This window comes from Pseudomonas sp. NPDC089422 (assembly GCF_044749405.1).
GTDB lineage: Bacteria > Pseudomonadota > Gammaproteobacteria > Pseudomonadales > Pseudomonadaceae > Aquipseudomonas.
Genome location: NZ_JBIVHW010000006.1, coordinates 331,178 through 353,270, shown reverse-complemented (window position 1 = coordinate 353,270; position 22,093 = coordinate 331,178). Strand labels below are relative to the sequence as shown.

Below are 22,093 nucleotides of genomic sequence, written 5' to 3'. Positions count from 1 at the left end.
CAAGCCTTTACACCGGCGGCAGCTGCTCCATCGGCCAACGTGCCTGCACGCTGATCGCCAAGTCCTGCTGCTGCCCGGCCAACAGGCGCTGGCAACCGGCATAGGCGATCATCGCGCCATTGTCGGTGCAGAACTGCGGACGCGCGTAGTACACGTTGCCCTTGAGACCGGCCAGCATGTCCTCCAGCGAGGCGCGCAACGCCTTGTTGGCACTCACGCCACCGGCAATGACCAGGCGCTTGAGGCCGGTCTGCTTGAGGGCGCGCTTGCACTTGATGGTCAGAGTCTCCACCACCGCCTGCTGGAATGCCAGGGACAGGTCGCAACGGGTTTGCTCGCTGTCGTCGCCAGCATTCTTGCATTGCTGCCAGGTGTTCAGGGCGAAGGTCTTGAGGCCACTGAAGCTGAACTCAAGGCCCGGCCGATCGGTCATCGGCCGCGGGAACACGAAGCGCCCAGGCACACCCTGTTCGGCCAGGCGCGCGATTTCCGGGCCGCCTGGGTAATTGAGGCCGATCAGCTTGGCGGTCTTGTCGAATGCTTCGCCAGCCGCATCGTCGAGGCTCTCGCCCAGCAGCTCGTAGTGGCCGATGCCATCCACCCGCACCAGCTGGGTATGGCCGCCGGAAACCAACAAAGCGACGAACGGAAACTCGGGCGGGTTTTCCTCCAGCATCGGTGCCAGCAGGTGGCCTTCCATGTGGTGCACGCCGATCGCCGGGATATCCCAGGCGAAGGCCAGGGCCTGGGCGCACGAGGCACCGACCAGCAGCGCACCGACCAGGCCAGGACCCGCGGTGTAGGCGATGGCGTCGATCTCGGTGGCAACGCAGCCGGCCTCCTCCAGCACCTGGCGGATGAGCGGCAGCATGCGCTTGACGTGATCACGCGAGGCGAGCTCGGGCACCACGCCACCGAACACGCGGTGCAGGTCGATCTGACTGAACAGCGCGTCGGCTAACAAACCGCGCTCGCTGTCGTATAATGCGACGCCGGTTTCGTCGCAGGATGTTTCCAATCCCAGTACTAGCATGGGCTCGTCCCTTGTGGGGGCTGAATTCGAAGCCGCGCATGATAGTCCCCGTGCCGGGTGCCGACCAGCGGTTTTCGATCAGAGGCTTTGCATTCCGGCGTACTAAGGGTTAACATCCGCAACCCTTGAAAACCGACGTTCTCCAGCACACCTTTTGTTTTGCCAGGAGCACGTCTACCCCGGTAATGAATTAAGGTAGCCCTGGATGCCAGCCGTCAAAGTTAAAGAGAACGAACCCTTCGACGTAGCTCTGCGTCGTTTCAAGCGCTCCTGCGAAAAAGCCGGTGTACTGGCTGAAGTTCGTAGCCGCGAGTTTTACGAGAAGCCGACCGCCGAGCGTAAGCGCAAAGCAGCTGCTGCTGTTAAGCGTCACGCCAAGAAAGTTCAGCGCGAACAGCGCCGCGCCGTTCGTCTGTACTAATACAGACGTTCTACGCTAGAGCTTCTGCCCTGCCCGGCTCACCGCCGGGCCGATGGCAGCGGCTTGTTTCAAACCTTGAGCAGCTAGCCCAAGGCGCCCGTCGCAACCTGCAGTGGGCAAATGCATCAAAGCGTCAGATCTGGCTACGGCCAGGCGTGCACGTCCTGACTGACGGGCCCTTGCGGCTACCGACGAGCACACACTCCCTCGCACTTCCCCCTATTCAGCATTCGCCCCTCTGCGGCGCGTTAGCGATTAGACTTGCCAGTTGCCAGATGACGAGACTGCCATGGCCGGGCTGATTCCCCAAAGCTTCATCGACGACCTGATCAACCGCCTCGACATTGTCGACGTGGTGAGTTCGCGCGTTCAGCTGAAAAAGACCGGCAAGAACTACTCCGCCTGCTGCCCGTTCCACAAGGAAAAGACCCCTTCCTTCACGGTCAGCCCCGACAAGCAGTTCTACTACTGCTTCGGCTGCGGCGCCGGCGGCAACGCCCTCGGCTTCGTCATGGACCACGACAACCTGGACTTCCCCCAGGCCGTCGAGGAACTGGCCCGCGCAGCCGGCATGGAAGTGCCCAGGGAACAAGGCCGTCGCGACAACAAGCCGCGCCAGCCAACCGACTCGCCGTTGTACCCATTGCTGGATGCCGCCTCGGAGTTCTACCGCCAGGCCCTGCGCAGCCATCCGACCCGCAAGGCCGCGGTGGACTACCTAAAGGGCCGCGGCCTGTCGGGTGAAATCGCCCGCGACTTCGGCCTGGGCTTCGCGCCGCCTGGCTGGGACAACCTGCTCAAGCACCTGGGCGCCGACACCTTGCAACAAAAGGTGATGATCGACGCCGGCCTGCTGATCGAGAACGCCGAAAGCGGCAAACGCTATGACCGCTTCCGCGACCGGGTGATGTTCCCGATCCGCGACAGCCGCGGGCGCATCATCGCCTTTGGCGGCCGGGTACTGGGCGACGACAAGCCCAAGTACCTCAACTCCCCGGAAACCCCGGTGTTCCACAAGGGCCAGGAACTCTACGGGCTGTACGAGGCACGCAAGCACAACCGCAACCTCGACGAGATCATCGTCGTCGAGGGCTACATGGACGTGATCGCCCTGGCCCAGCAGGGCCTGCGCAATGCCGTGGCCACCCTTGGCACCGCGACCAGCGAAGAGCACCTCAAACGCCTGTTCCGCGTGGTGCCCAGCGTGCTGTTCTGCTTCGACGGCGACCAGGCCGGGCGCAAGGCCGCCTGGCGCGCACTGGAGTCGACCCTCTCGGCACTGCAGGATGGCCGCCGTGCGCGCTTCCTGTTCCTGCCCGAAGGCGAAGACCCGGACAGCCTGGTACGCGCCGAAGGCACCGATGCCTTCATGGCCCGGATCAACCAGCACGCGCAGCCATTGGCCGACTATTTCTTCGAGCAACTGAGCAACGAAGCCGACCCGCGCTCGCTGGAAGGCAAGGCGCACATGGCGACCCTGGCCGCACCGTTGATCGAAAAGATCCCCGGCGCCAACCTGCGTCAGCTGATGCGCAACCGCCTGAAGGAAATCACCGGCCTGGACCCACAGCAGGTCGAGCAACTGGCGCAACAGGCGCCGGCGGCCAGCAGTGTGCCGGACTACGACCCTGGCTATGACTACGATGCCATGGCCAGCTACACCCCCGACTACGGCGACATGCCACAGCACGACTACGCCCCCGTTCATCAGGAACCGGAGTGGAAGCCGAACAAAGGCGGGGGCAAGAAAGCATGGAGCGACAAGCCCTGGGACAAGAACCGCAAGGGCGGCAAGCCATGGCAGCAGCGCGACGAAGCGCCGCCGCGGGTGCCGGCACCGGTCGAACCACCGACCCTGGCGGCCCTGCGCACCTTGCTGCACCACCCGCTACTGGCCGGCAAGGTCGAGGATGCCAGCCATTTCGCCGACGAAGAGCACCTGTACAGCCAGCTGCTGGTGGCCCTGATCGAAGCTGCGCAGAAGAATCCTGGGCTAAGCTCAATGCAGCTGATCGCACGTTGGCACGGCACCGAACAAGGCCGCCTGCTGCGGGCCCTGGCGGAAAAGGAATGGTTGATCGTGGCCGACAACCTTGAACAACAGTTTTTCGACACTATAACTAGCTTGTCCGCCCGCCAACGCGAGCGCAGCCTGGAACAACTGCTCAGGAAATCACGTCAAAGCGAATTGACCAGCGAGGAAAAATCACAGCTCCTCGCCCTGCTGAGCCGGAATGTTCCCGCACAAACGCCGACCTCATCTGGCGCGTGAGGCCCATGCTCGGGTATAATCCTCGGCTTGTTTTTTGCCCGCCAAGACCTTCAGTGGATAGGGTGTTATGTCCGGAAAAGCGCAACAGCAGTCTCGTATCAAAGAGTTGATCACCCGCGGTCGTGAGCAGGGCTACCTGACTTACGCGGAGGTCAACGACCACCTGCCTGAGGATATTTCAGATCCGGAACAGGTGGAAGACATCATCCGCATGATCAACGACATGGGGATCAACGTATTCGAGAGTGCTCCGGATGCGGATGCCCTTCTGTTGGCGGAAGCCGACACCGACGAAGCCGCGGCCGAAGAAGCCGCTGCTGCGTTGGCGGCAGTTGAAACCGATATCGGCCGCACGACCGACCCGGTGCGCATGTACATGCGCGAAATGGGTACCGTCGAGCTGCTGACCCGCGAAGGCGAGATCGAAATCGCCAAGCGGATCGAGGAAGGCATCCGTGAAGTCATGGGCGCCATCGCTCACTTCCCGGGTACTGTCGACTACATCCTCGGCGAATACGACCGCGTCACCGCCGAAGGCGGCCGCCTGTCCGACGTTCTCAGCGGTTACATCGACCCTGACGACAACATCGCCGCACCGACCGACGAAGTGCCAGTACCTGGCGCCAAGGCGCCTGCGGCCAAGGAAGAGTCGGACGACGAAGACGAAGAAAGTGAAGGCAGTGACGACGAGGAAGAGGCCGAAAGCGGCCCTGATCCGGTCGTTGCAGCCCAGCGCTTCGGCGCCGTTGCCGATCAGCTCCAGGCCACCAACAAGGTCCTGAAGAAGGGCGGCCGCAACGTCAAGGAAAGCATCGAGGCCTTGCAGGCCCTGGCTGACCTGTTCATGCCGATCAAGCTGGTGCCGAAGCAGTTCGACGTTCTGGTCGAGCGCGTGCGCGATGCCCTGAACCGCCTGCGTCAGCAAGAGCGTGCGATCATGCAGCTGTGCGTGCGTGACGCCCGCATGCCGCGTGCCGACTTCCTGCGCCTGTTCCCGAGCAACGAAACCGACCAGACCTGGTCCGGTGACCTCGCCAAGCGCAGCACCAAGTGGGCAGCCGCCCTGGGTGAAAAGGACGCCGCCATCGTCGCCTGCCAGCAGAAGCTGATCGACCTCGAGACCGAGACCGGCCTGACCGTTGCCGAGATCAAGGAAATCAACCGTCGCATGTCCATCGGTGAGGCGAAAGCCCGCCGCGCCAAGAAAGAAATGGTCGAGGCGAACCTGCGTCTGGTGATCTCCATCGCCAAGAAATACACCAACCGTGGCCTGCAGTTCCTCGACCTGATCCAGGAAGGCAACATCGGCTTGATGAAGGCGGTGGACAAGTTCGAATACCGTCGCGGCTACAAGTTCTCGACCTACGCCACCTGGTGGATCCGCCAGGCGATCACCCGCTCGATCGCCGACCAGGCGCGCACCATCCGTATTCCGGTGCACATGATCGAGACGATCAACAAGCTCAACCGTATTTCCCGCCAGATGCTGCAGGAAATGGGCCGTGAACCGACCCCGGAAGAGCTCGGTGAGCGCATGGAAATGCCTGAGGACAAGATCCGCAAGGTATTGAAGATCGCCAAAGAGCCGATCTCCATGGAAACGCCGATCGGTGACGACGAAGATTCGCATCTGGGCGACTTCATCGAGGACTCGACCATGCAGTCCCCGATCGACGTGGCCACGGTCGAAAGCCTCAAGGAAGCGACCCGTGACGTGCTCTCGGGCCTGACCGCACGCGAAGCCAAGGTGCTGCGCATGCGCTTCGGTATCGACATGAACACCGACCACACCCTCGAAGAGGTGGGCAAGCAGTTCGACGTGACCCGTGAGCGGATCCGTCAGATCGAAGCGAAGGCGTTGCGCAAACTGCGCCACCCGACTCGCAGCGAGCACCTGCGCTCCTTCCTCGACGAGTGATGACAAACCCCGGCCCAGGCCGGGGTTTTTCTTATCCGACAAATAGTTGTGATCGGCTGGCCGGCTGGCTGAATGCCCGTCTACACTCGACTTCAGACCAACTGAATGCGAGGCCGCTATGCTGCCGATGCCGGCCATTCTGTTGTTGCTCCTGATGCTGTGGAACACAACGGCCGGCGCCCTGACCCTGACAGACGAGGAAAAAACCTGGCTCGCTGCTCACCCGCAGCTGAGGCTGGGCGTCGACGCCTCCTGGCCACCATTCGAGTTTCGTGACCAGGAGGGCCGGTACCAGGGATTGGCCGCCGATTACATTGCCTTGCTCCAGGACCGCCTGGGAGTATCACTGAAGCCGGTCGAGCCCAGCAGCTGGACCGAAGTGCTGCAGCAGGCGCGCGAAGGCCGCATCGATTTGCTGCCCGGCATCATGTCGACGCCGGAACGCCAGGGCTACCTGGCGTTCACCCGCCCCTACCTCGATTTCCCCATCGTCATCCTGGCCCATGACGGCGGCCCGCAACCGCGCACGCTCAAGGACTTGTACGGGCTGAAGGTCGCCGTGGTGGAAAACTACGCGCCCCATGAATTGCTACGCACCCACCACCCGGACCTCAACCTGGTGGCGATGCCCAATGTCAGCTCGACCCTGCAGGCATTGGCCACCGACGCGGTGGACGCCGTGGTCGGCGACCTCGCCTCGAGCATCTGGAGCTTGCGCCAGCTCAAGCTCGAAGGGCTGTACGTAAGCGGCGAAACCCCCTACCGCTACCAATTGGCAATGGCCGCGCCCCGTGACCAGCAAATACTGATCGGCATCCTCGACAAAGTGATGGCCGACATGTCCAGCGATGAAGTCAGCCATATCCAGCAGCGCTGGGTTGGCAACGTGGTCGACCAGCGCAGTTTCTGGCGGGACACGCTGCTCTATGGCCTGCCCGCCGTCCTGTTGCTGATCGCCATTCTCGCCGTGGTCATCCGCATCAATCGCCGGCTCAGCTCGGAAATCTCCCGACGCATCGCCCTGGAGCAGGAACTGCGCAGCAGCGAATACCACTACCGCGGCCTGATCGAGAGCCTGTCGGCAATTGCCTGGGAAGCCGACGCCAACGACTTCACCTACAGCTATGTTTCGCCGCATGCCGAAGACTTGCTGGGCTACCCCCTGCACGACTGGCTCAAGCCCGGTTTCTGGCGCAGCATCCTGCACCCCGACGACGCGCTCTGGGCCCAGGCCTTCTGCGAGAGTGAAACCGCTGCAGGGCGTGATCACAGCCTCGATTACCGCGTAATGCGCGCCGACGGCCAGCCGCTTTGGGTACGCAACATCGTCAGCATGATCGAACACGGCCACCGGCCCCTGATGCGCGGCCTGATGATCGACATCAGCGAGACCAAGCGCACCGAAGACGCCCTGCGCCTGTCGGAACAGAAGTTCGCTTCGGTATTCGAGCAGTGCCCGGACATTCTGCTGATCGCACGGCACAGCGATGGCGTACTGCTCGAGGTCAATGAAGCCTTCGAAGAGCAGATTGGCCTGACACCGGGCGAAGTGATCGGCCGCACCGCCACCGAGCTCAACTTGTGGGGCATCGAAGGCATGGGCCCAAGGCTGCTCGAACGCTTGCACCAAGGCGGCATCCGCAACATCGAAATGACCTTCCGCCGCAGCAACGGCCAGATGTTCACCGGCCTGACCTCCGCCGAAACCTTCGAGCTTGACGGCAGCCTGGCGCTGGTCGTGGCCGTTCGCGACATCAGCCAGCTCAAGGAAACCCAGCAACAGTTGCAGACCTCCGAGGAAAAGTTCGCCAAGGCCTTCCACGCCTCGCCGGACGGCCTGCTGCTGTCGCGCCAGAGCGACGGCCTTCTGCTGGAGGTCAACGAGGGCTTCTGCCGCCTGACCGGTTACGAATTCAACCCGCCTATCGATCAGACCTCGTTCGACCTGGGGATCTGGGTCGACCTCAACGAACGCAAGCGCCTGATCGACCGGCTTGGCCGCGATGGTTTCGTGCGTGACTTCAGTTGCCACCTGCGCCGCAGCGACGGGCAGATTCGCCTCTGCGAGCTGTCGGCTCGGCCATTGCCGATCGGTGGTGTCGACTGCATGCTGACCATCGCCCGCGACATTACCGAACGCCACCTGATGCAGGAAAAACTGCAACTGGCCGCCACCGTGTTCGAAAATACCGCTGAAGGCGTACTGATCACCGACACCGACCAACGCATCAGCGCAGTCAACCGTGCCTTCAGCGAGATCACCGGCTACAGCGAGATCGAGGCACTCGGCCAGACTCCGCGCCTGCTCGCCTCGGGTCAGCATGACAGCGCCTTCTACGCCGCCATGTGGCACCAACTCACCGCTGAAGGCCACTGGCAGGGCGAGATCTACAACAAACGCAAGAATGGCGAGCTGTACCCCGGCTGGCTGACCATCAGCGCCGTACGCAACAACGAGCGCGACATCACCCACTTCGTCGCCGTGTTCGCCGACATTTCCAGCCTCAAGCATGCCCAGGCCAAACTCGATTACCAGGCCCACCACGACCCATTGACCGGCCTGCCCAACCGCGCGCTCTTCGAAAACCGGCTGCAGGCCGTGCTGACCTGCTCGCAGGTCTCCAACCGCCAGGGCGCCGTGCTGTTCCTTGACCTGGACCGTTTCAAGCACATCAACGACAGCCTCGGCCACCCGGTTGGCGACCTCTTGCTCAAAGGCATCGCCCAGCGTCTCAAGGAGCAGGTGCGCGATGTCGACACCGTGGCCCGCCTGGGTGGCGACGAGTTCATCATCCTGCTGCCCGGCCTGCACAAGCCCAGCGATGCCCATGCCATTGCCAACAAGCTGCTGGCTTGCTTCGTCGCCCCGTTCCAGGCCGGTGAGCACGAGTTCTTCACCAGCGCCAGCATCGGCACCAGCCTCTATCCGCAGGATGGCACCGACGTCGCCACGCTGATCCGCAACGCCGATGCCGCCATGTATCGCTCCAAGGCCAAAGGCCGCAACCGTGTGGAGGCCTATACCCGTGACCTGACCACGCAGGCCAGCGAACGCATCGCCATGGAGCACGAACTGCGCCGCGCCATCGAGCGTAACGAGATGAGCCTGAGCTTCCAGCCCAAGCTGAGCCTCAAGACCCAGACCCTGGTCGGGGCCGAAGCGCTGATTCGCTGGAGCCACCCGACATTCGGCGAGGTACCGCCCGAGCATTTCATTCACCTTGCCGAAGAGAACGGCACCATTCTCCAGCTGGGTGACTGGGTGCTGGAACAGGCTTGCCAGCAGATGCATCGCTGGAAGAAGGCTTACCAGGCCTTTGGCCCACTGTCGATCAACCTGGCGGGCGCGCAGTTGCGCCACCCCCACCTCGCCAAACGCATCGAGCATCTGTTGAAGGTCTACCAGTTGAAGGCGGGCGACCTGCAGCTGGAAATCACCGAGAACTTCATCATGAGCCAGGCCGAAGAAGCCCTGGCCGTGCTGCATCAGCTCAAGCAACTGGGCGTGCAACTGGCGATCGACGACTTCGGCACCGGCTACTCGTCGCTGAGTTACCTCAAGCGCCTACCGCTGGACATCCTCAAGATCGACAAGTCGTTCATCCGCGGCCTGCCGGACGACCCGCACGACGCCGCCATCGCCCGCGCCATCATCGCGCTGGGGCGCAGCATGCAATTGACGATCATTGCCGAGGGCGTGGAGAACCAGGCCCAGCAACGCTTCCTTGCAGCCGAGGGCTGCGAGCAGATCCAGGGCTACATCGTCAGCCTGCCATTGCCGCCGGATGAATTCGCCGCGACGTTTCTTCGTATAGCACTGTCTGATCTTTCGGATGGCACGCTTTCAAAACCCTCGTTATAATCCGGGCACTTACTGAGGGCCTATAGCTCAGTTGGTTAGAGCAGAGGACTCATAATCCTTTGGTCCACGGTTCGAGTCCGTGTGGGCCCACCAGATATGACGAAAGCCGCGCTGATGCGCGGCTTTTTTGTGCTCGATGGATGAGAATGTTGGGCTTGCCCTGTTTGTCTGCAGCTGGCTAGGCTAGCGGACCCTCCGTAGAGACTCACCATGTCGGACTCCCGCCCCATCGCCCTCGACGAAATCGACCGCCAGCTGATCGCCCTGCTGCAGATCAACGCCCGCGAAAGCGTCGCCACCCTCGCCCGCCAGCTCGGCATCGCCCGCACCACGGTCAACTCGCGCCTGGAACGGCTGGAAAAGAACAAGGTCATCACCGGCTATGGCGTACGCCTTGGCCAGCGCCTGATTGGCGGTGGGCTGCAGGCCTATGTCGGGATCAAGGTGCAGCCACGCTCCGGCAAGGAAGTGGTGCGTCGCCTGAGCGCCATGGGGCAGGTACAGCAGTTGTGCGCGGTGAGTGGCGAGTTCGATTACGTAGCCTGGTTGCGCAGCGATTCGCCGGAGCAACTCGACCAGTTGCTGGACCAGATCGGCAGTGTCGAAGGGGTGGAAAAGACCACCACGTCGATCATTCTCAGCAGCAAGGTCGATCGAGGGCAGCCAGCCTGAAGGCTGATTAACGTCAAAATGGATTAATCAGCCGACGTAATGACAACCAAGCATCGATTTCGCCATCACTCTGCATCTTAATTACGAACACCCCGCTTCATAAAATGACCCTCAGCCATCTCCTATACTCAGGCTCCGCCCCTCGCGCAGCCGCTCTGGCAAGGTCACTTCATGAACAAGAAAAACCGCCACCCCGCCGACGGCAAACCACCCATCACCATCTTCGGCCCGGACTTCCCCTTCGCCTTCGACGACTGGCTGGAACACCCTGCCGGCCTGGGTAGCATTCCGGCCGAGCGCCATGGTGAGGAAGTCGCCATCGTCGGCGCGGGCATCGCCGGTCTGGTCGCGGCCTACGAGCTGATGAAGCTGGGCCTCAAGCCCGTGGTGTACGAGGCCTCGAAGCTCGGCGGGCGGCTGCGTTCACAGGCCTTCAACGGCACCGACGGCATCATCGCCGAACTCGGCGGCATGCGTTTTCCGGTGTCCTCCACCGCCTTCTACCATTACGTCGACAAGCTGGGGCTGGAAACCAAGCCTTTCCCCAACCCGCTGACTTCCGCCTCAGGCAGCACGGTGATCGACCTCGAAGGCCAGACCTACTACGCCGAAAAGGCCAGTGACCTGCCGAAACTGTTCCATGAAGTGGCCGACGCCTGGGCGGATGCGCTGGAAAGCGGTGCCCGGTTCGCCGATATCCAGCAGGCGATCCGTGACCGTGACGTGCCTCGGCTCAAAGAACTGTGGAACAAGCTGGTCCCCCTGTGGGACGACCGCACCTTCTACGACTTTGTCGCTACCTCGCGCTCGTTCGCCCAGCTGAGCTTCCAGCACCGCGAAGTGTTCGGCCAGGTCGGATTCGGCACCGGCGGCTGGGACTCGGACTTCCCCAACTCGATGCTGGAAATCTTCCGCGTGGTCATGACCAACTGCGACGACCACCAGCACCTGATCGTCGGTGGCGTGGAGCAAGTCCCTCAAGGCATCTGGCGCCATGTGCCGGAGCGTTGCGCCCATTGGCCGGCAGGTACCAGCCTGAGTTCGCTGCATGGTGGCGCACCGCGCACCGGGGTCAAACGTATTGCGCGTGCTGCCGATGGGCGCCTGGCGGTCACCGACAACTGGGGCGATACCCGCCACTATGACGCGGTACTCGCCACCTGCCAGAGCTGGCTGCTGACCACCCAGATCGACTGCGAAGAGTCGCTGTTCTCGCAGAAGATGTGGATGGCCCTGGACCGCACCCGCTACATGCAGTCATCGAAGACCTTCGTCATGGTCGACCGGCCATTCTGGAAGGACAAGGACCCGCAGACCGGCCGCGACCTGATGAGCATGACCCTCACCGATCGCCTCACCCGCGGGACCTACCTGTTCGACAACGGTGACGACAAACCGGGGGTAATCTGCCTGTCCTACGCCTGGATGAGCGACGCCCTGAAGATGCTGCCTCATCCCGTGGAAAAGCGCGTGCAGCTGGCCCTGGATGCGCTGAAGAAAATCTACCCGAAGACCGACATCGCCGGGCACATCATCGGCGACCCGATCACCATTTCCTGGGAGGCCGACCCGCACTTCCTCGGCGCGTTCAAGGGTGCGCTGCCGGGTCACTACCGCTACAACCAGCGCATGTATGCGCACTTCATGCAACAGGACCTGCCCGCCGAGCAGCGCGGCATGTTCATTGCCGGTGACGACGTGTCGTGGACCCCGGCCTGGGTCGAAGGTGCGGTGCAGACGTCGCTGAATGCGGTGTGGGGTATCATGAACCACTTCGGTGGCCAGACCCACCCGGACAACCCAGGCCCGGGCGATGTGTTCGACGAGATCGGTCCCATCGCCCTGGCTGACTGAAACCAAGGAGGCAGCATGCGCATCGCTCTGTTCCAGGGCACACCCAACCCGCTGGACGTGCCCGGCAACCTGCAACGGCTGCGCCACCAGGCGCAACTGGCAGCCGAGCGCGGCGCACAATTGCTGGTGTGCCCGGAGATGTTCCTGAGCGGCTACAACATCGGCCTGGCGCAGGTCGAACGGCTGGCCGAAGCCGACGATGGCCCCTCGGCCATGGCAGTGGTGGAGATCGCCCAGGCGCACCGCATCGCCATCGTCTATGGCTACCCCGAACGCGCCGATGACGGGGCCATCTACAACAGCGTGCAGTTGATCGATGCCCATGGCCGCAGCCTGTGCAATTACCGCAAGACCCACCTGTTCGGCGAGCTGGACCGGGCGATGTTCAGCGCAGGCGCCGACCATTTCCCGGTGGTCGAGCTGGAGGGCTGGAAGGTCGGCATGCTGATCTGCTACGACATTGAATTCCCGGAGAACGCCCGGCGCCTGGCGCTGGCAGGTGCCGAACTGATCCTGGTGCCGACGGCGAACATGACGCCTTACGATTTCGTCTGCCAGGTGACCGTGCGCTCGCGGGCGCAGGAAAACCAGTGCTACCTGGTGTATGCCAACTACTGCGGGGCGGAGGACGAGATCCAGTACTGCGGGCAGAGCAGCATCATCGGGCCCGATGGCAGCCTGCTGGCCATGGCCGGGCGCGATGAGTGCCAGTTGCTGGCCGAGCTGGAGCATGAGCGAGTGGTGCGGGGGCGTGAGGCATTTCCTTATCTGGCCGATCTGCGCCAGGAATTGCACTTGCGTCAGGGCTGACAGGGGCCGCCTTGCAAATGGGTTAGCATGAACACCTGCCCCGGAGTACCCATGCCTGACACCACCCGCCACCTCACCCTCGCCAACGGCCTGCAGCTGACCCTGCGCCACGCACCTCGCCTGAAGCGTTCTGCAGCCGCCTTGAGGGTTCACGCGGGAAGCCATGACGCCCCGAGCGCATGGCCGGGCCTGGCCCACTTCCTCGAACACCTGTTCTTCCTCGGCACCACACGCTTCCCTCTGGAAGACGGCCTGATGCGCCATGTCCAGGCCCTCGGCGGCCAAGTCAACGCCAGCACCCGCGAACGCACCACCGACTTCTTCTTCGAAGTGCCCCCCACCGCATTGGCCGGTGGGCTGGAGCGCTTGTGCCAGATGCTTGCCGAACCGGACCTGGGCATCGAGCGCCAATGCCGCGAGCGGGAAGTCATCCACGCCGAATTCATCGCCTGGTCGCGCAACCCGCAGGCGCAGCAGCAGTTCGCCTTGCTGCAGTCTGTAGCGGGCAATCATCCGTTGAGCGCTTTTCATGCAGGCAACCGCTATTCCCTCGGTTTGCGCAATGTGGCCTTCCAGCAGGCCCTCAGCGGCTTTCACCAGCGCTTCTACCAGGGCGGCCAGATCACCCTGAGTCTCTGTGGCCCACAGCCGCTGGATGAACTGGAGCAACTGGGCAGGCAATACGCCGCTATCTTCGAAAAGGGCGCCCTTGTGCCGCAAGCGTCGCCACCGGCCTTGGCTGCCAACACGCCGCTGCTGTTCGCCCACCAGGGCCTGCCCGCAGGTGCAGAACAGGCGCTGGAGCTGCTGGTGGCCAACCTCGGAGACAACCGCGCCGGCAGTTGGCTGGATGCACTGGAGCGACGTGGCTGGCTCAAAGGGTGCAAGGTCGAGAAGTTGTATGCCTTCGCCGGGCAACTGCTCTGGCACATCGACCTGAAGCTCGACCCGGATGCCGACACCGATGAGGCGCTGAAGCTACTGTACGGCTGGTTCGACTTCATCCGCCAGACAGACCCCGGCCAATTCAACAGCGCGTTTGGCCGCCTGCAACAACGTCGCGAACGCAACGCCACCGCACTGGAGCTGGCCCGCCGCGACAGCGCCGGGCAGCCGTTTGCAGCACTGGATAAACAAGCACTGGGCGCGCTCAAAGCCTTGCTTGAACAGCTGCCACGTCACGCATATGGGCAATGGCAACTGCCTGCGGCCGAGCCGTTGTTGATCGATGAGCTGCCCACTGTTCAAACTGCAGAACTGCCCCCTGCGCTGGCCATGAGCGACCTGCTTCCACCCTCCAGGCAATACGCAGCACTTTATCTGCGCTGGCACGTGCCATCGGCTTTGCGCCAGCCTCTGCGGGGCGTACTTGAACGCGCCTTGCACCCCCTGCAGTCACGTTGCGAGCAAACCTGCGTGCAACTGCAGTTCAGCGCGTCTGGCGAATACTGGCAGCTACGCTGCGCTGGCCACCCTGCAGCCGTGGTACGCGCCACAGGCCAGGCCCTGGCGCTGATGCAGGCGCCCTCCAACTGGCAATCATCACCACCTGAGGCGCCCGCCTTGATACCGATCAGGGCATTGATCAATCAGCTGACAGACGCCGTGCTCGGCAATCACCCCGCCGCAACGCCGCCCTGCACCCTCGACCAGGCGCTGCTCGACGGCGCCTGGCAGCACAGCCACTGGCATGGCCTGGCTCTGGGCTTCGATGCAAGCGCCGTGCAGGCACTGGGCGCAGTACTGCAGGGCTGCCCAGGGCAAGGCGCGGTGCCTACGCCTGCCAACCTCTGGAGCGGCCAGCGCTGGCATCATGCCGAGGTGCCGGGCAGTGAAAACGCCCTGCTGCTGTTCTGCCCACTGCCAGCCGAGCAGCAAGCCAGTGGTCGCCTGCTGGCCCAGCTGCTGCAAGGCCCGGTTTATCAACGACTGAGGGTCGAACTGCAACTCGGCTACGCGGTTTTCAGTACCTTCCGTCAGGTCGAAGGCATCGGTGGCCTGCTGTTCGGCGTGCAGTCCCCACATGCCAGTCAGGCGGAAATCCTCGACCACCTGCGCAAACTTCTGGGTCAAGGCGTCACCCTCGACATCGGCGCCCGTCAAGCGCTGGCCGAGCAGTTCGACGAACCTGCCATGGCCAACGCCGACGTCGCCGAATGGGCATGGCAGACACACCTGGCCACACAACCCGGCAATCTGCTTGCGCTGCAGCGGTCTATTCTGATGACGCGACAAGCGGATCTGGATGGCCTGCTAAGTGACCTGCTCAGCACCGATTGCGCCTGGCTCTGCCTGGCCAACAGCGCGGCGCCAGATGCGTCCTGGCACTGATTCGGCGGGGATTGTTACGTTTACCGCAAGGGCGCTTATCAAAGAATTAACCTTTCGGTACAAAAAATTCTTGTAAGATACCGCTATCTCAGCCAACGGAACCTCCTGCTCCAGGCGGCCCCCAATCAATAGCTGAAGCACCCCAACCCCATCCGGAAGGAGAACGCCCATGTGGACCAAACCTGCATACACTGACCTGCGTATCGGCTTCGAAGTGACCATGTACTTCGCCAACCGCTAAGCCCTGCTTTTGCGGTTCGACGCCTCGGCCCGCCGGGGCGTCGTCGTTTTTCGAATACGGCTTTTCGCAGAAGGAGTGGCCATGTACATCCAGATTCTCGGTTCCGCCGCCGGTGGTGGTTTCCCGCAGTGGAACTGCAACTGCGTCAACTGCAAAGGCTATCGCGACGGCAGCCTGCGTGCCACCGCGCGCACCCAGTCGTCCATCGCCCTGTCCGACGACGGTGAGCACTGGATCCTGTGCAATGCCTCGCCTGACATACGCGCCCAGCTCCAGGCCTTCGCGCCGATGCAGCCGGCACGCGCCCTGCGCGACACCGGCATCAACGCCATCGTCCTGCTCGACAGCCAGATCGACCACACCACCGGCCTGCTCAGCCTGCGCGAAGGCTGCCCGCACCAGGTCTGGTGCACCGACATGGTCCACCAGGACCTGACCACCGGTTTCCCGCTGTTCAACATGCTCAGCCACTGGAACGGTGGCCTGCAGTGGAACCGCATCGAGCTCGAAGGCAGTTTCGTGATCGAAGCCTGCCCCAACCTCAAGTTCACCCCCTTCCCCCTGCGCAGCGCCGCGCCGCCCTACTCGCCGCACCGCTTCGACCCGCACCCGGGCGACAACCTCGGCCTGCTGGTAGAGGATACCCGCACCGGCGGCAAGCTGTTCTACGCCCCCGGCCTCGGCCAGGTCGATGCCAAGCTGCTGCAGATGATGCACGGCGCCGACTGCCTGCTGGTCGACGGCACGCTGTGGGAGGAGGATGAAATGCAGCGCCGCGGTGTCGGTACCCGTACCGGCCGCGAGATGGGCCACCTGGCACAGAACGGCCCGGGCGGCATGCTCGAAGTGCTCGACGGCTTCCCGCGCCAGCGCAAGGTGCTCATCCATATCAACAACACCAACCCGATTCTCGACGAAGACTCCCCCGAACGCGCCGAAGTCCAGCGCCGCGGCGTCGAAGTCGCCTTCGATGGCATGAGCATCGAGCTGTAAGGAGGCCCCGTGAGCGACGCACTGCCAATGTCACCTGCCGAGTTCGAGCAGGCCCTGCGCGCCAAGGGCGCCTACTACCACATCCACCACCCGTACCATGTGGCGATGTATGAAGGCCGCGCCAGCCGCGAGCAGATCCAGGGCTGGGTGGCCAACCGCTTCTACTACCAGGTCAACATCCCGATGAAGGATGCCGCGATCCTGGCCAACTGCCCGGACCGCGAAATCCGCCGCGAGTGGATCCAGCGCCTGCTCGACCATGACGGCGCGCCCGGCGAGGATGGCGGTATCGAAGCCTGGCTGCGCCTGGGTCAGGCGGTCGGCCTCGACCCCGACCAGTTGCGCTCCCAGGAACTGGTGCTGCCCGGCGTGCGCTTCGCCGTCGATGCCTACGTCAACTTCGCCCGCCGCGCCAGCTGGCAGGAAGCGGCCAGCAGCTCGCTGACCGAGCTGTTCGCCCCGCAGATCCACCAGTCGCGCCTGGACAGCTGGCCGCAGCACTACCCGTGGATCGATCCTGCCGGCTACGCGTACTTCCGCACCCGCCTGGGCCAGGCCCGGCGCGACGTCGAGCACGGCCTGGCGATCACCCTGCAGCACTACACCACCCGCGCGGGCCAGGAGCGTATGCTGGAAATCCTGCAGTTCAAGCTGGATATCCTCTGGAGCATGCTCGACGCCATGAGCATGGCCTACGAACTGAACCGCCCGCCCTACCACACCGTCACCCAGCAACGGGTCTGGCACAAGGGGATCGCCCTATGAGTTTCGACCGCAAGCAAACGCCAAACTGGCGCCCCGGCTACCGCTTCCAGTACGAGCCGGCGCAGAAAGGCCATGTGCTGCTCTACCCCGAGGGCATGATCAAGCTCAACGACAGTGCCGGCCTGATCGGCGGGCTGATCGACGGCAAGCGTGACGTGGCGGCAATCATCGCCGACCTCGAACGACAATTCCCTGGTGTGCCCGAAGTCGCCGACGACATCGAGCAATTCATGGAGGTGGCCCGTGCCGAACACTGGATCACCCTCGCCTGAGGTGCCGGTCGGCCTGCCGCTGTGGCTGCTGGCCGAGCTGACCTACCGCTGCCCGTTGCAGTGCCCATACTGCTCCAACCCGCTGGACTTCGCCGCCCAGGGCCAGGAACTGAGCACCGAGCAGTGGTTCAAGGTAATGGCCGAGGCCCGCGAGATGGGCGCTGCGCAGATCGGCTTTTCCGGTGGCGAACCGCTGGTGCGCCAGGACCTCGCCGAGCTGATCGGCGAAGCCCGCCGGCTGGGCTACTACACCAACCTGATCACCTCCGGCATTGGCCTGACCGAAGCGCGCATCGCCGCCTTCAAGCAGGCCGGGCTGGACCATATCCAGATCAGCTTCCAGGCCAGCGACGAGCAGGTCAACAACCTGCTGGCCGGCTCGAAGAAGGCCTTCGCGCAGAAGCTGGAGATGGCCCGGGCGGTGAAGGCCCACGGCTATCCGATGGTGCTCAACTTCGTCACCCACCGGCACAACATCGACAAGATCGACCGCATCATCGAGCTGTGCATCGCCCTTGAAGCCGACTTCGTCGAGCTTGCCACCTGCCAGTTCTATGGCTGGGCGCACCTCAACCGCCTGGGCCTGTTGCCGACCCGCGCGCAGCTCGAACGCGCCGAACGCATCACCAACGAGTACCGGGAAAAGCTCAAGGCCGAGGGCAGCCCGTGCAAGCTGATCTTCGTCACCCCGGACTACTACGAGGAACGCCCCAAGGCCTGCATGAACGGCTGGGGCAGCCTGTTCCTGACCATCACCCCGGACGGCACTGCCCTGCCCTGCCACGGCGCCCGGCAATTGCCGGTGCAGTTCCCCAACGTGCGCGACCATGACCTGCACCACATCTGGTACGACTCGTTCGGCTTCAACCGCTTCCGCGGTTACGACTGGATGCCCGAGCCGTGCCGTTCGTGCGACGAAAAGGAAAAGGACTTCGGCGGCTGCCGTTGCCAGGCCTTCATGCTGACCGGCGATGCCAGCAAGGCCGACCCGGTGTGCGCAAAGTCGGCCGACCACGGCATCATCCTCAAGGCCCGCGAAGAGGCGGAGACCGCCCAACTCGCCATCGAAGAGATGACCTTCCGCAATGAGCGCAACTCCCGTGTCATCGTCCGCGGCTGACTTCAGCGCCGCCCAGGCCGTTGCCGCCGGCACCGACTTTGCCGAACTCAAGGTCAGTGCCGAGGGGCTGTTCTGGAACGAGTTCCGCCCGGCCGATGGGGCCTGCCGTATCTGGCAGTGGCGTGATCACCAGGCGTGTTGCCTCACGCCCGATGGTTTCAGCGTGCGCAGCCGGGTCTACGAATACGGTGGTGGCAGCTTCTGCCTGGGCGGCGACGGGCTGCTGTTCGTCAACGAAAAGGATCAGCAACTCTATACCCAGCGCCTCGACGGCACTGCACCACGCGCCCTGACCGCCGAGGCCGAATGCCGCTATGGCGATGTGCAGTGGCACGACGGCAAGGTGCTGGCAGTCGAAGAGCGCCATGGCGAAAGCGTCGAACATCGCCTGGTGGCATTGGCCGAAACCGCCCGCGAGGTGCTCGCCGAGGGCGCCGACTTCTATGCCTCGCCAACGCTCAGCGCTGATGGCCAGCGCCTGGCCTGGGTCGAATGGAACCGCCCGGCACAGCCCTGGACCGTTACCCGGCTGATGTGCCGCGAACGCGACGCCAACGGCGACTGGGGGGCCGTACGCTGTATCGCCGCCGAGGATGAATCACTGCAACAGCCGCATTTCGACGCCGAAGGCCGCTTGTACTGTTTGTCTGACCGCAATGGCTTCTGGCAGCCCTGGGGCGAGGTCGACGGCCACTGGCAGGCACTGCCGGCCGAGCCCGCCGACCATGCCGCCGCCCCCTGGCAACTGGGCGCCAGCACTTGGCTGCCGGTAAATCCGCAACGTTATCTGGCCACCTGGTTCGAAGGTGGCATCGGGCAACTGGGCCTGCACGATGAACATGGCCGCATGGAGCGCTTCGCCAGCGCCTACACCCGGTTCCGCAACCTGGCCATGGATGCCGAATACCTCTATGCCGTCGCGGCCTCGCCGATCAGCCCGCCGGCAGTGATAGCCATAGCCCGCAGCGGCCACGAAGTCAGCGTGCTGGCCGGTGGCGCCGAAGTGCTGCCTGTCGCGCAAATCAGTCTGCCGCAGTCGATTCATTACGACAGCGGCGGTGCGCTGGCCCATGGTTTCTTCTATCCGGCAGCCGCCAGCGTGGGCCCGGTACCCTTGGTGGTGTTCATCCACGGCGGCCCGACCTCGGCCTGCTACCCGGTACTGGACCCACGCATCCAGTACTGGACCCGACGCGGTTTTGCCGTGGCCGACCTGAACTACCGAGGCAGCACCGGCTACGGCCGGGCATACCGCCAGGCGCTGCACCTGCGTTGGGGCGAAAGCGATGTGCAGGATGCCTGTGCCGCCGTCGAGTATCTGGCCGGGCTAGGGCTGATCGACCCCGGCAAGGCGTTCATTCGCGGCGGCAGTGCCGGTGGCTACACCACACTGTGCGCCTTGGCTTTCCACGGTGTGTTCCGTGCAGGCGCCAGCCTTTACGGGGTCAGTGATCCGATTGCCCTGGGCCAGGCCACGCACAAGTTCGAAGGTGATTACCTGGACTGGCTGATCGGTGACCCGCAGCAGGATGCCGAACGTTATCGCCAACGTACGCCGCTGCTGCATGCCTCGGCAATCAAGGTGCCGGTGATCTTCTTCCAGGGCGAGCTGGATGCAGTGGTGGTGCCGGAGCAGACGCGCTCGATGATGGCGGCGTTGCAGGCCAATGGCATCGCGGCTGAAGGGCATTTCTATGCAGGGGAACGGCATGGTTTCCGCAAGGCCGAGAACCTGGCGCATGCGCTGGAGGAAGAGTGGAAGTTCTATTGCCGGGTGTTGGAGGGCTGACAGCCTGGGGCCGCTCTGCGGCCCCGGCATCCTCAGCGCTTGGCGATAATGTAGACCGCATGCACGATCCCGGGAATGTAACCCAGCAGGGTCAAAAGAATATTCAGCCAGAACGCCCCGCCAAACCCCACCTGCAGAAACACGCCAAGCGGTGGCAGGATGATGGCGATGATGATGCGAATGAAGTCCATGCGGGTCTCTCCTGAAGGGGTTACAAGGAAGACCCGCTGCGCTTGCTGGAGGTTCCACAGGCAAAAAAAACGCCCCGGGCCAAATGAAACAGGCACGGGGCGATGCGCAGAAACGCCAGACGGTTCGTAGAATTCTTGATCAGGCCGGCATTTCGCGGCGGGCCTGTTGTTGCGCATGCAAGCGGGCAAAGGCCCGGGCCAGGCGCAGGAGCATTTCGTCGATGTTGCCCTTGCTCACGGTCAGCGCCGGCGAGAAGCGCACCACATCGGCCTGCGGCGCGTTCAGCAGCAAACCTTCGTGCAAGGCAGCCTCGACCAGTTCCTTGGCAACGTTTTCCTGCAACTGCAAGGCCCACAAAAGCCCCTGGCCGCGCACTTCGCCCTGGCCATAGCGGCCGGCCAGGCGGCTCAGGCCGTCACGCAGATGACGGCCACTGTCCTGCACCTGCCCGAAGAAGCCCGGCTCCAGCACGGTTTCCAGCACGGCCAGGCCCGCGGCGCTCATCAGGGCATTGCCGTGATGGCTGCCCTCCAGTTCACCGGGTTCGGCACAGCAGGCTGTCCCGCGAGCGAGCAAGGCCGCCAGTGGTACACCGCCACCCAGGCCCTTGCCCAGCGTGATGATGTCGGCACGCACACCGTAGGTCTCTTCTGCCAGCAATGCCCCACAGCGGCCAATACCCGTCTGCACTTCGTCCAGAATCAGCAGGATGCCCAGTTCCCGGCAGAGCTTCTCCACGCCTTGCAGGTACTCACGTGTCGCCGGGATCACCCCCGCCTCGCCCTGGATCGGCTCGAGCATGATCGCCACGGTGCGCGAATCGACCTCGGCATGCAGCGCCGCCAGGTCATTGAACGGCACCTTGCTGAACCCCGGCAGGCCCGGTTCGCAGCGGTTGCACGGCAGCGGGTCGGAGGCCGACAGCGCGCCCAGGCTGCGGCCATGGCAGGCCTGGCTGGCAGTAATGATGTGGTAGGCGCCGTTGCGGTGCAGCTGGCCCCACTTGCGCGCCAGCTTGATCGCCCCTTCACAGGCCTCGGCACCGCTGTTGAGCAGGTAGGCCTGGTCGCTGCCGGTGCTCTGGCACAGGCGGTTGACCAGCGCCAGCAGGCCACGGCTGTGGTAACCCGCCCCCGGGTTGATCAGCGCCTGGGCCTGGTTGCCCAGTGCCTTGACCAGCGCCGTCGGGCTATGCCCGAGGCTGTTGACCGCGCCGCCCTGGGTGAAGTCCAGATAGGCATGCCCTTCGTTATCCCACAACCAGGAGCCCTGGCCACGCACGAACACTTGCGCCGCACGTTCGGTGCTCGGCATCAGGCGCTCGCGGGACAGCTGCGGCGCATCCGCCACGATCACCGGCGCACGCTTGGGCTCGGCAACCGCGGCAGGGGCCGAACGGCGCAGGTTGAACAGGTTCATCGGGGCTCCAACCAATCACGGTAAAGGGCGGCCAGGGGTCCGGTCTTGCTGCCGGCGCTGGATAATTTTGCCTTGCCTATCAAAAGTGTTTTTCAAACGCGGTAACAATGAGTTGATCGATCGCTGTAA

General features: G+C 63.7%; 17 protein-coding genes and 1 tRNA gene. 15 read left to right on the top strand and 3 right to left on the bottom strand.

Features of this window, described 5'->3' with window-relative positions; translation table 11 throughout:
• Window positions 1–7: 7 nt before the first annotated feature.
• Window positions 8–1,033, bottom strand: a complete 1,026-nt coding sequence (gene tsaD / locus ACIPZ8_RS14140; protein WP_400724006.1) for a tRNA (adenosine(37)-N6)-threonylcarbamoyltransferase complex transferase subunit TsaD — start codon at window positions 1,031–1,033, stop codon at window positions 8–10.
• Between the two features lie 205 nt (window positions 1,034–1,238).
• Here tsaD and rpsU point away from each other — a divergent pair, with 205 nt between their 5' ends.
• From rpsU to ACIPZ8_RS14065, 15 genes are all read left to right on the top strand, one after another.
• Entirely contained in the window at window positions 1,239–1,454 is a 216-nt protein-coding gene (gene rpsU / locus ACIPZ8_RS14135) for a 30S ribosomal protein S21 (RefSeq protein ID WP_003255575.1), read from the top strand.
• 289 nt (window positions 1,455–1,743) lie between these two features.
• Complete coding sequence (gene dnaG / locus ACIPZ8_RS14130) at window positions 1,744–3,726, top strand: DNA primase (RefSeq protein WP_400724003.1); 1,983 nt, start codon at window positions 1,744–1,746, stop codon at window positions 3,724–3,726.
• A gap of 67 nt (window positions 3,727–3,793) precedes the next feature.
• Entirely contained in the window at window positions 3,794–5,644 is a 1,851-nt protein-coding gene (rpoD, locus tag ACIPZ8_RS14125; RefSeq protein WP_400724000.1) for an RNA polymerase sigma factor RpoD, read from the top strand.
• Between the two features lie 118 nt (window positions 5,645–5,762).
• On the top strand, window positions 5,763–9,506 hold the full coding sequence (locus tag ACIPZ8_RS14120) for an EAL domain-containing protein (RefSeq protein WP_400723997.1): 3,744 nt from the start codon (window positions 5,763–5,765) through the stop codon (window positions 9,504–9,506).
• 16 nt (window positions 9,507–9,522) lie between these two features.
• Window positions 9,523–9,599, top strand: a tRNA-Ile gene (locus ACIPZ8_RS14115).
• A gap of 117 nt (window positions 9,600–9,716) precedes the next feature.
• Window positions 9,717–10,178: an Lrp/AsnC family transcriptional regulator gene (locus ACIPZ8_RS14110; protein WP_400723994.1), complete on the top strand. Its 462-nt coding sequence runs from the start codon at window positions 9,717–9,719 to the stop codon at window positions 10,176–10,178.
• Between the two features lie 171 nt (window positions 10,179–10,349).
• A complete protein-coding gene (locus ACIPZ8_RS14105; protein WP_400723991.1) occupies window positions 10,350–12,032 on the top strand; it encodes a flavin monoamine oxidase family protein in 1,683 nt (560 codons plus the stop codon).
• Window positions 12,033–12,047: 15 nt separating this feature from the next.
• On the top strand, window positions 12,048–12,842 hold the full coding sequence (locus ACIPZ8_RS14100) for a carbon-nitrogen hydrolase family protein (RefSeq protein ID WP_400723988.1): 795 nt from the start codon (window positions 12,048–12,050) through the stop codon (window positions 12,840–12,842).
• A 51-nt stretch (window positions 12,843–12,893) separates the two neighbouring features.
• Entirely contained in the window at window positions 12,894–15,173 is a 2,280-nt protein-coding gene (gene pqqF / locus ACIPZ8_RS14095; RefSeq protein ID WP_400723986.1) for a pyrroloquinoline quinone biosynthesis protein PqqF, read from the top strand.
• A gap of 169 nt (window positions 15,174–15,342) precedes the next feature.
• Window positions 15,343–15,414 carry a pyrroloquinoline quinone precursor peptide PqqA gene (gene pqqA, locus ACIPZ8_RS14090; RefSeq protein WP_003243383.1) on the top strand — a complete coding sequence of 24 codons (72 nt, stop codon included), beginning with the start codon at window positions 15,343–15,345 and terminating at the stop codon, window positions 15,412–15,414.
• An 81-nt stretch (window positions 15,415–15,495) separates the two neighbouring features.
• Window positions 15,496–16,407 carry a pyrroloquinoline quinone biosynthesis protein PqqB gene (gene pqqB / locus ACIPZ8_RS14085; RefSeq protein ID WP_400723983.1) on the top strand — a complete coding sequence of 304 codons (912 nt, stop codon included), beginning with the start codon at window positions 15,496–15,498 and terminating at the stop codon, window positions 16,405–16,407.
• A gap of 27 nt (window positions 16,408–16,434) precedes the next feature.
• Entirely contained in the window at window positions 16,435–17,172 is a 738-nt protein-coding gene (pqqC, locus tag ACIPZ8_RS14080) for a pyrroloquinoline-quinone synthase PqqC (RefSeq protein ID WP_400724101.1), read from the top strand.
• On the top strand, window positions 17,169–17,444 hold the full coding sequence (gene pqqD / locus ACIPZ8_RS14075) for a pyrroloquinoline quinone biosynthesis peptide chaperone PqqD (protein ID WP_294337067.1): 276 nt from the start codon (window positions 17,169–17,171) through the stop codon (window positions 17,442–17,444). Before pqqC ends, pqqD begins: the two co-directional genes overlap by 4 nt.
• A complete protein-coding gene (gene pqqE, locus ACIPZ8_RS14070) occupies window positions 17,416–18,564 on the top strand; it encodes a pyrroloquinoline quinone biosynthesis protein PqqE (RefSeq protein WP_400723980.1) in 1,149 nt (382 codons plus the stop codon). Before pqqD ends, pqqE begins: the two co-directional genes overlap by 29 nt.
• Window positions 18,530–20,353 (top strand): S9 family peptidase, encoded by a 1,824-nt coding sequence (locus ACIPZ8_RS14065; RefSeq protein WP_400723973.1) that lies wholly within the window; start codon window positions 18,530–18,532, stop codon window positions 20,351–20,353. The genes pqqE and ACIPZ8_RS14065 overlap by 35 nt, the downstream gene beginning before the upstream one ends.
• A 32-nt stretch (window positions 20,354–20,385) precedes the next feature.
• On the opposite strand, the gene ACIPZ8_RS14060 is transcribed toward ACIPZ8_RS14065, so the two are convergent.
• Window positions 20,386–20,544, bottom strand: coding sequence for a YqaE/Pmp3 family membrane protein (locus ACIPZ8_RS14060; protein WP_009681539.1), 159 nt, complete (start codon window positions 20,542–20,544; stop codon window positions 20,386–20,388).
• 139 nt (window positions 20,545–20,683) lie between these two features.
• Window positions 20,684–21,964 (bottom strand): aspartate aminotransferase family protein, encoded by a 1,281-nt coding sequence (locus tag ACIPZ8_RS14055; protein ID WP_400723970.1) that lies wholly within the window; start codon window positions 21,962–21,964, stop codon window positions 20,684–20,686.
• Window positions 21,965–22,093: the final 129 nt, after the last annotated feature.

Bases quoted from the DNA above. Each gene is read 5' to 3' on its own strand.
- tsaD (WP_400724006.1), bottom strand. From the start codon at position 1,033: ATGCTAGTACTGGGATTGGAAACATCCTGCGACGAAACCGGCGTCGCA.
- rpsU (WP_003255575.1), top strand. From the start codon at position 1,239: ATGCCAGCCGTCAAAGTTAAAGAGAACGAACCCTTCGACGTAGCTCTG.
- dnaG (WP_400724003.1), top strand. From the start codon at position 1,744: ATGGCCGGGCTGATTCCCCAAAGCTTCATCGACGACCTGATCAACCGC.
- rpoD (WP_400724000.1), top strand. From the start codon at position 3,794: ATGTCCGGAAAAGCGCAACAGCAGTCTCGTATCAAAGAGTTGATCACC.
- ACIPZ8_RS14120 (WP_400723997.1), top strand. From the start codon at position 5,763: ATGCTGCCGATGCCGGCCATTCTGTTGTTGCTCCTGATGCTGTGGAAC.
- ACIPZ8_RS14110 (WP_400723994.1), top strand. From the start codon at position 9,717: ATGTCGGACTCCCGCCCCATCGCCCTCGACGAAATCGACCGCCAGCTG.
- ACIPZ8_RS14105 (WP_400723991.1), top strand. From the start codon at position 10,350: ATGAACAAGAAAAACCGCCACCCCGCCGACGGCAAACCACCCATCACC.
- ACIPZ8_RS14100 (WP_400723988.1), top strand. From the start codon at position 12,048: ATGCGCATCGCTCTGTTCCAGGGCACACCCAACCCGCTGGACGTGCCC.
- pqqF (WP_400723986.1), top strand. From the start codon at position 12,894: ATGCCTGACACCACCCGCCACCTCACCCTCGCCAACGGCCTGCAGCTG.
- pqqB (WP_400723983.1), top strand. From the start codon at position 15,496: ATGTACATCCAGATTCTCGGTTCCGCCGCCGGTGGTGGTTTCCCGCAG.
- pqqC (WP_400724101.1), top strand. From the start codon at position 16,435: ATGTCACCTGCCGAGTTCGAGCAGGCCCTGCGCGCCAAGGGCGCCTAC.
- pqqD (WP_294337067.1), top strand. From the start codon at position 17,169: ATGAGTTTCGACCGCAAGCAAACGCCAAACTGGCGCCCCGGCTACCGC.
- ACIPZ8_RS14065 (WP_400723973.1), top strand. From the start codon at position 18,530: ATGAGCGCAACTCCCGTGTCATCGTCCGCGGCTGACTTCAGCGCCGCC.
- ACIPZ8_RS14060 (WP_009681539.1), bottom strand. From the start codon at position 20,544: ATGGACTTCATTCGCATCATCATCGCCATCATCCTGCCACCGCTTGGC.
- ACIPZ8_RS14055 (WP_400723970.1), bottom strand. From the start codon at position 21,964: ATGAACCTGTTCAACCTGCGCCGTTCGGCCCCTGCCGCGGTTGCCGAG.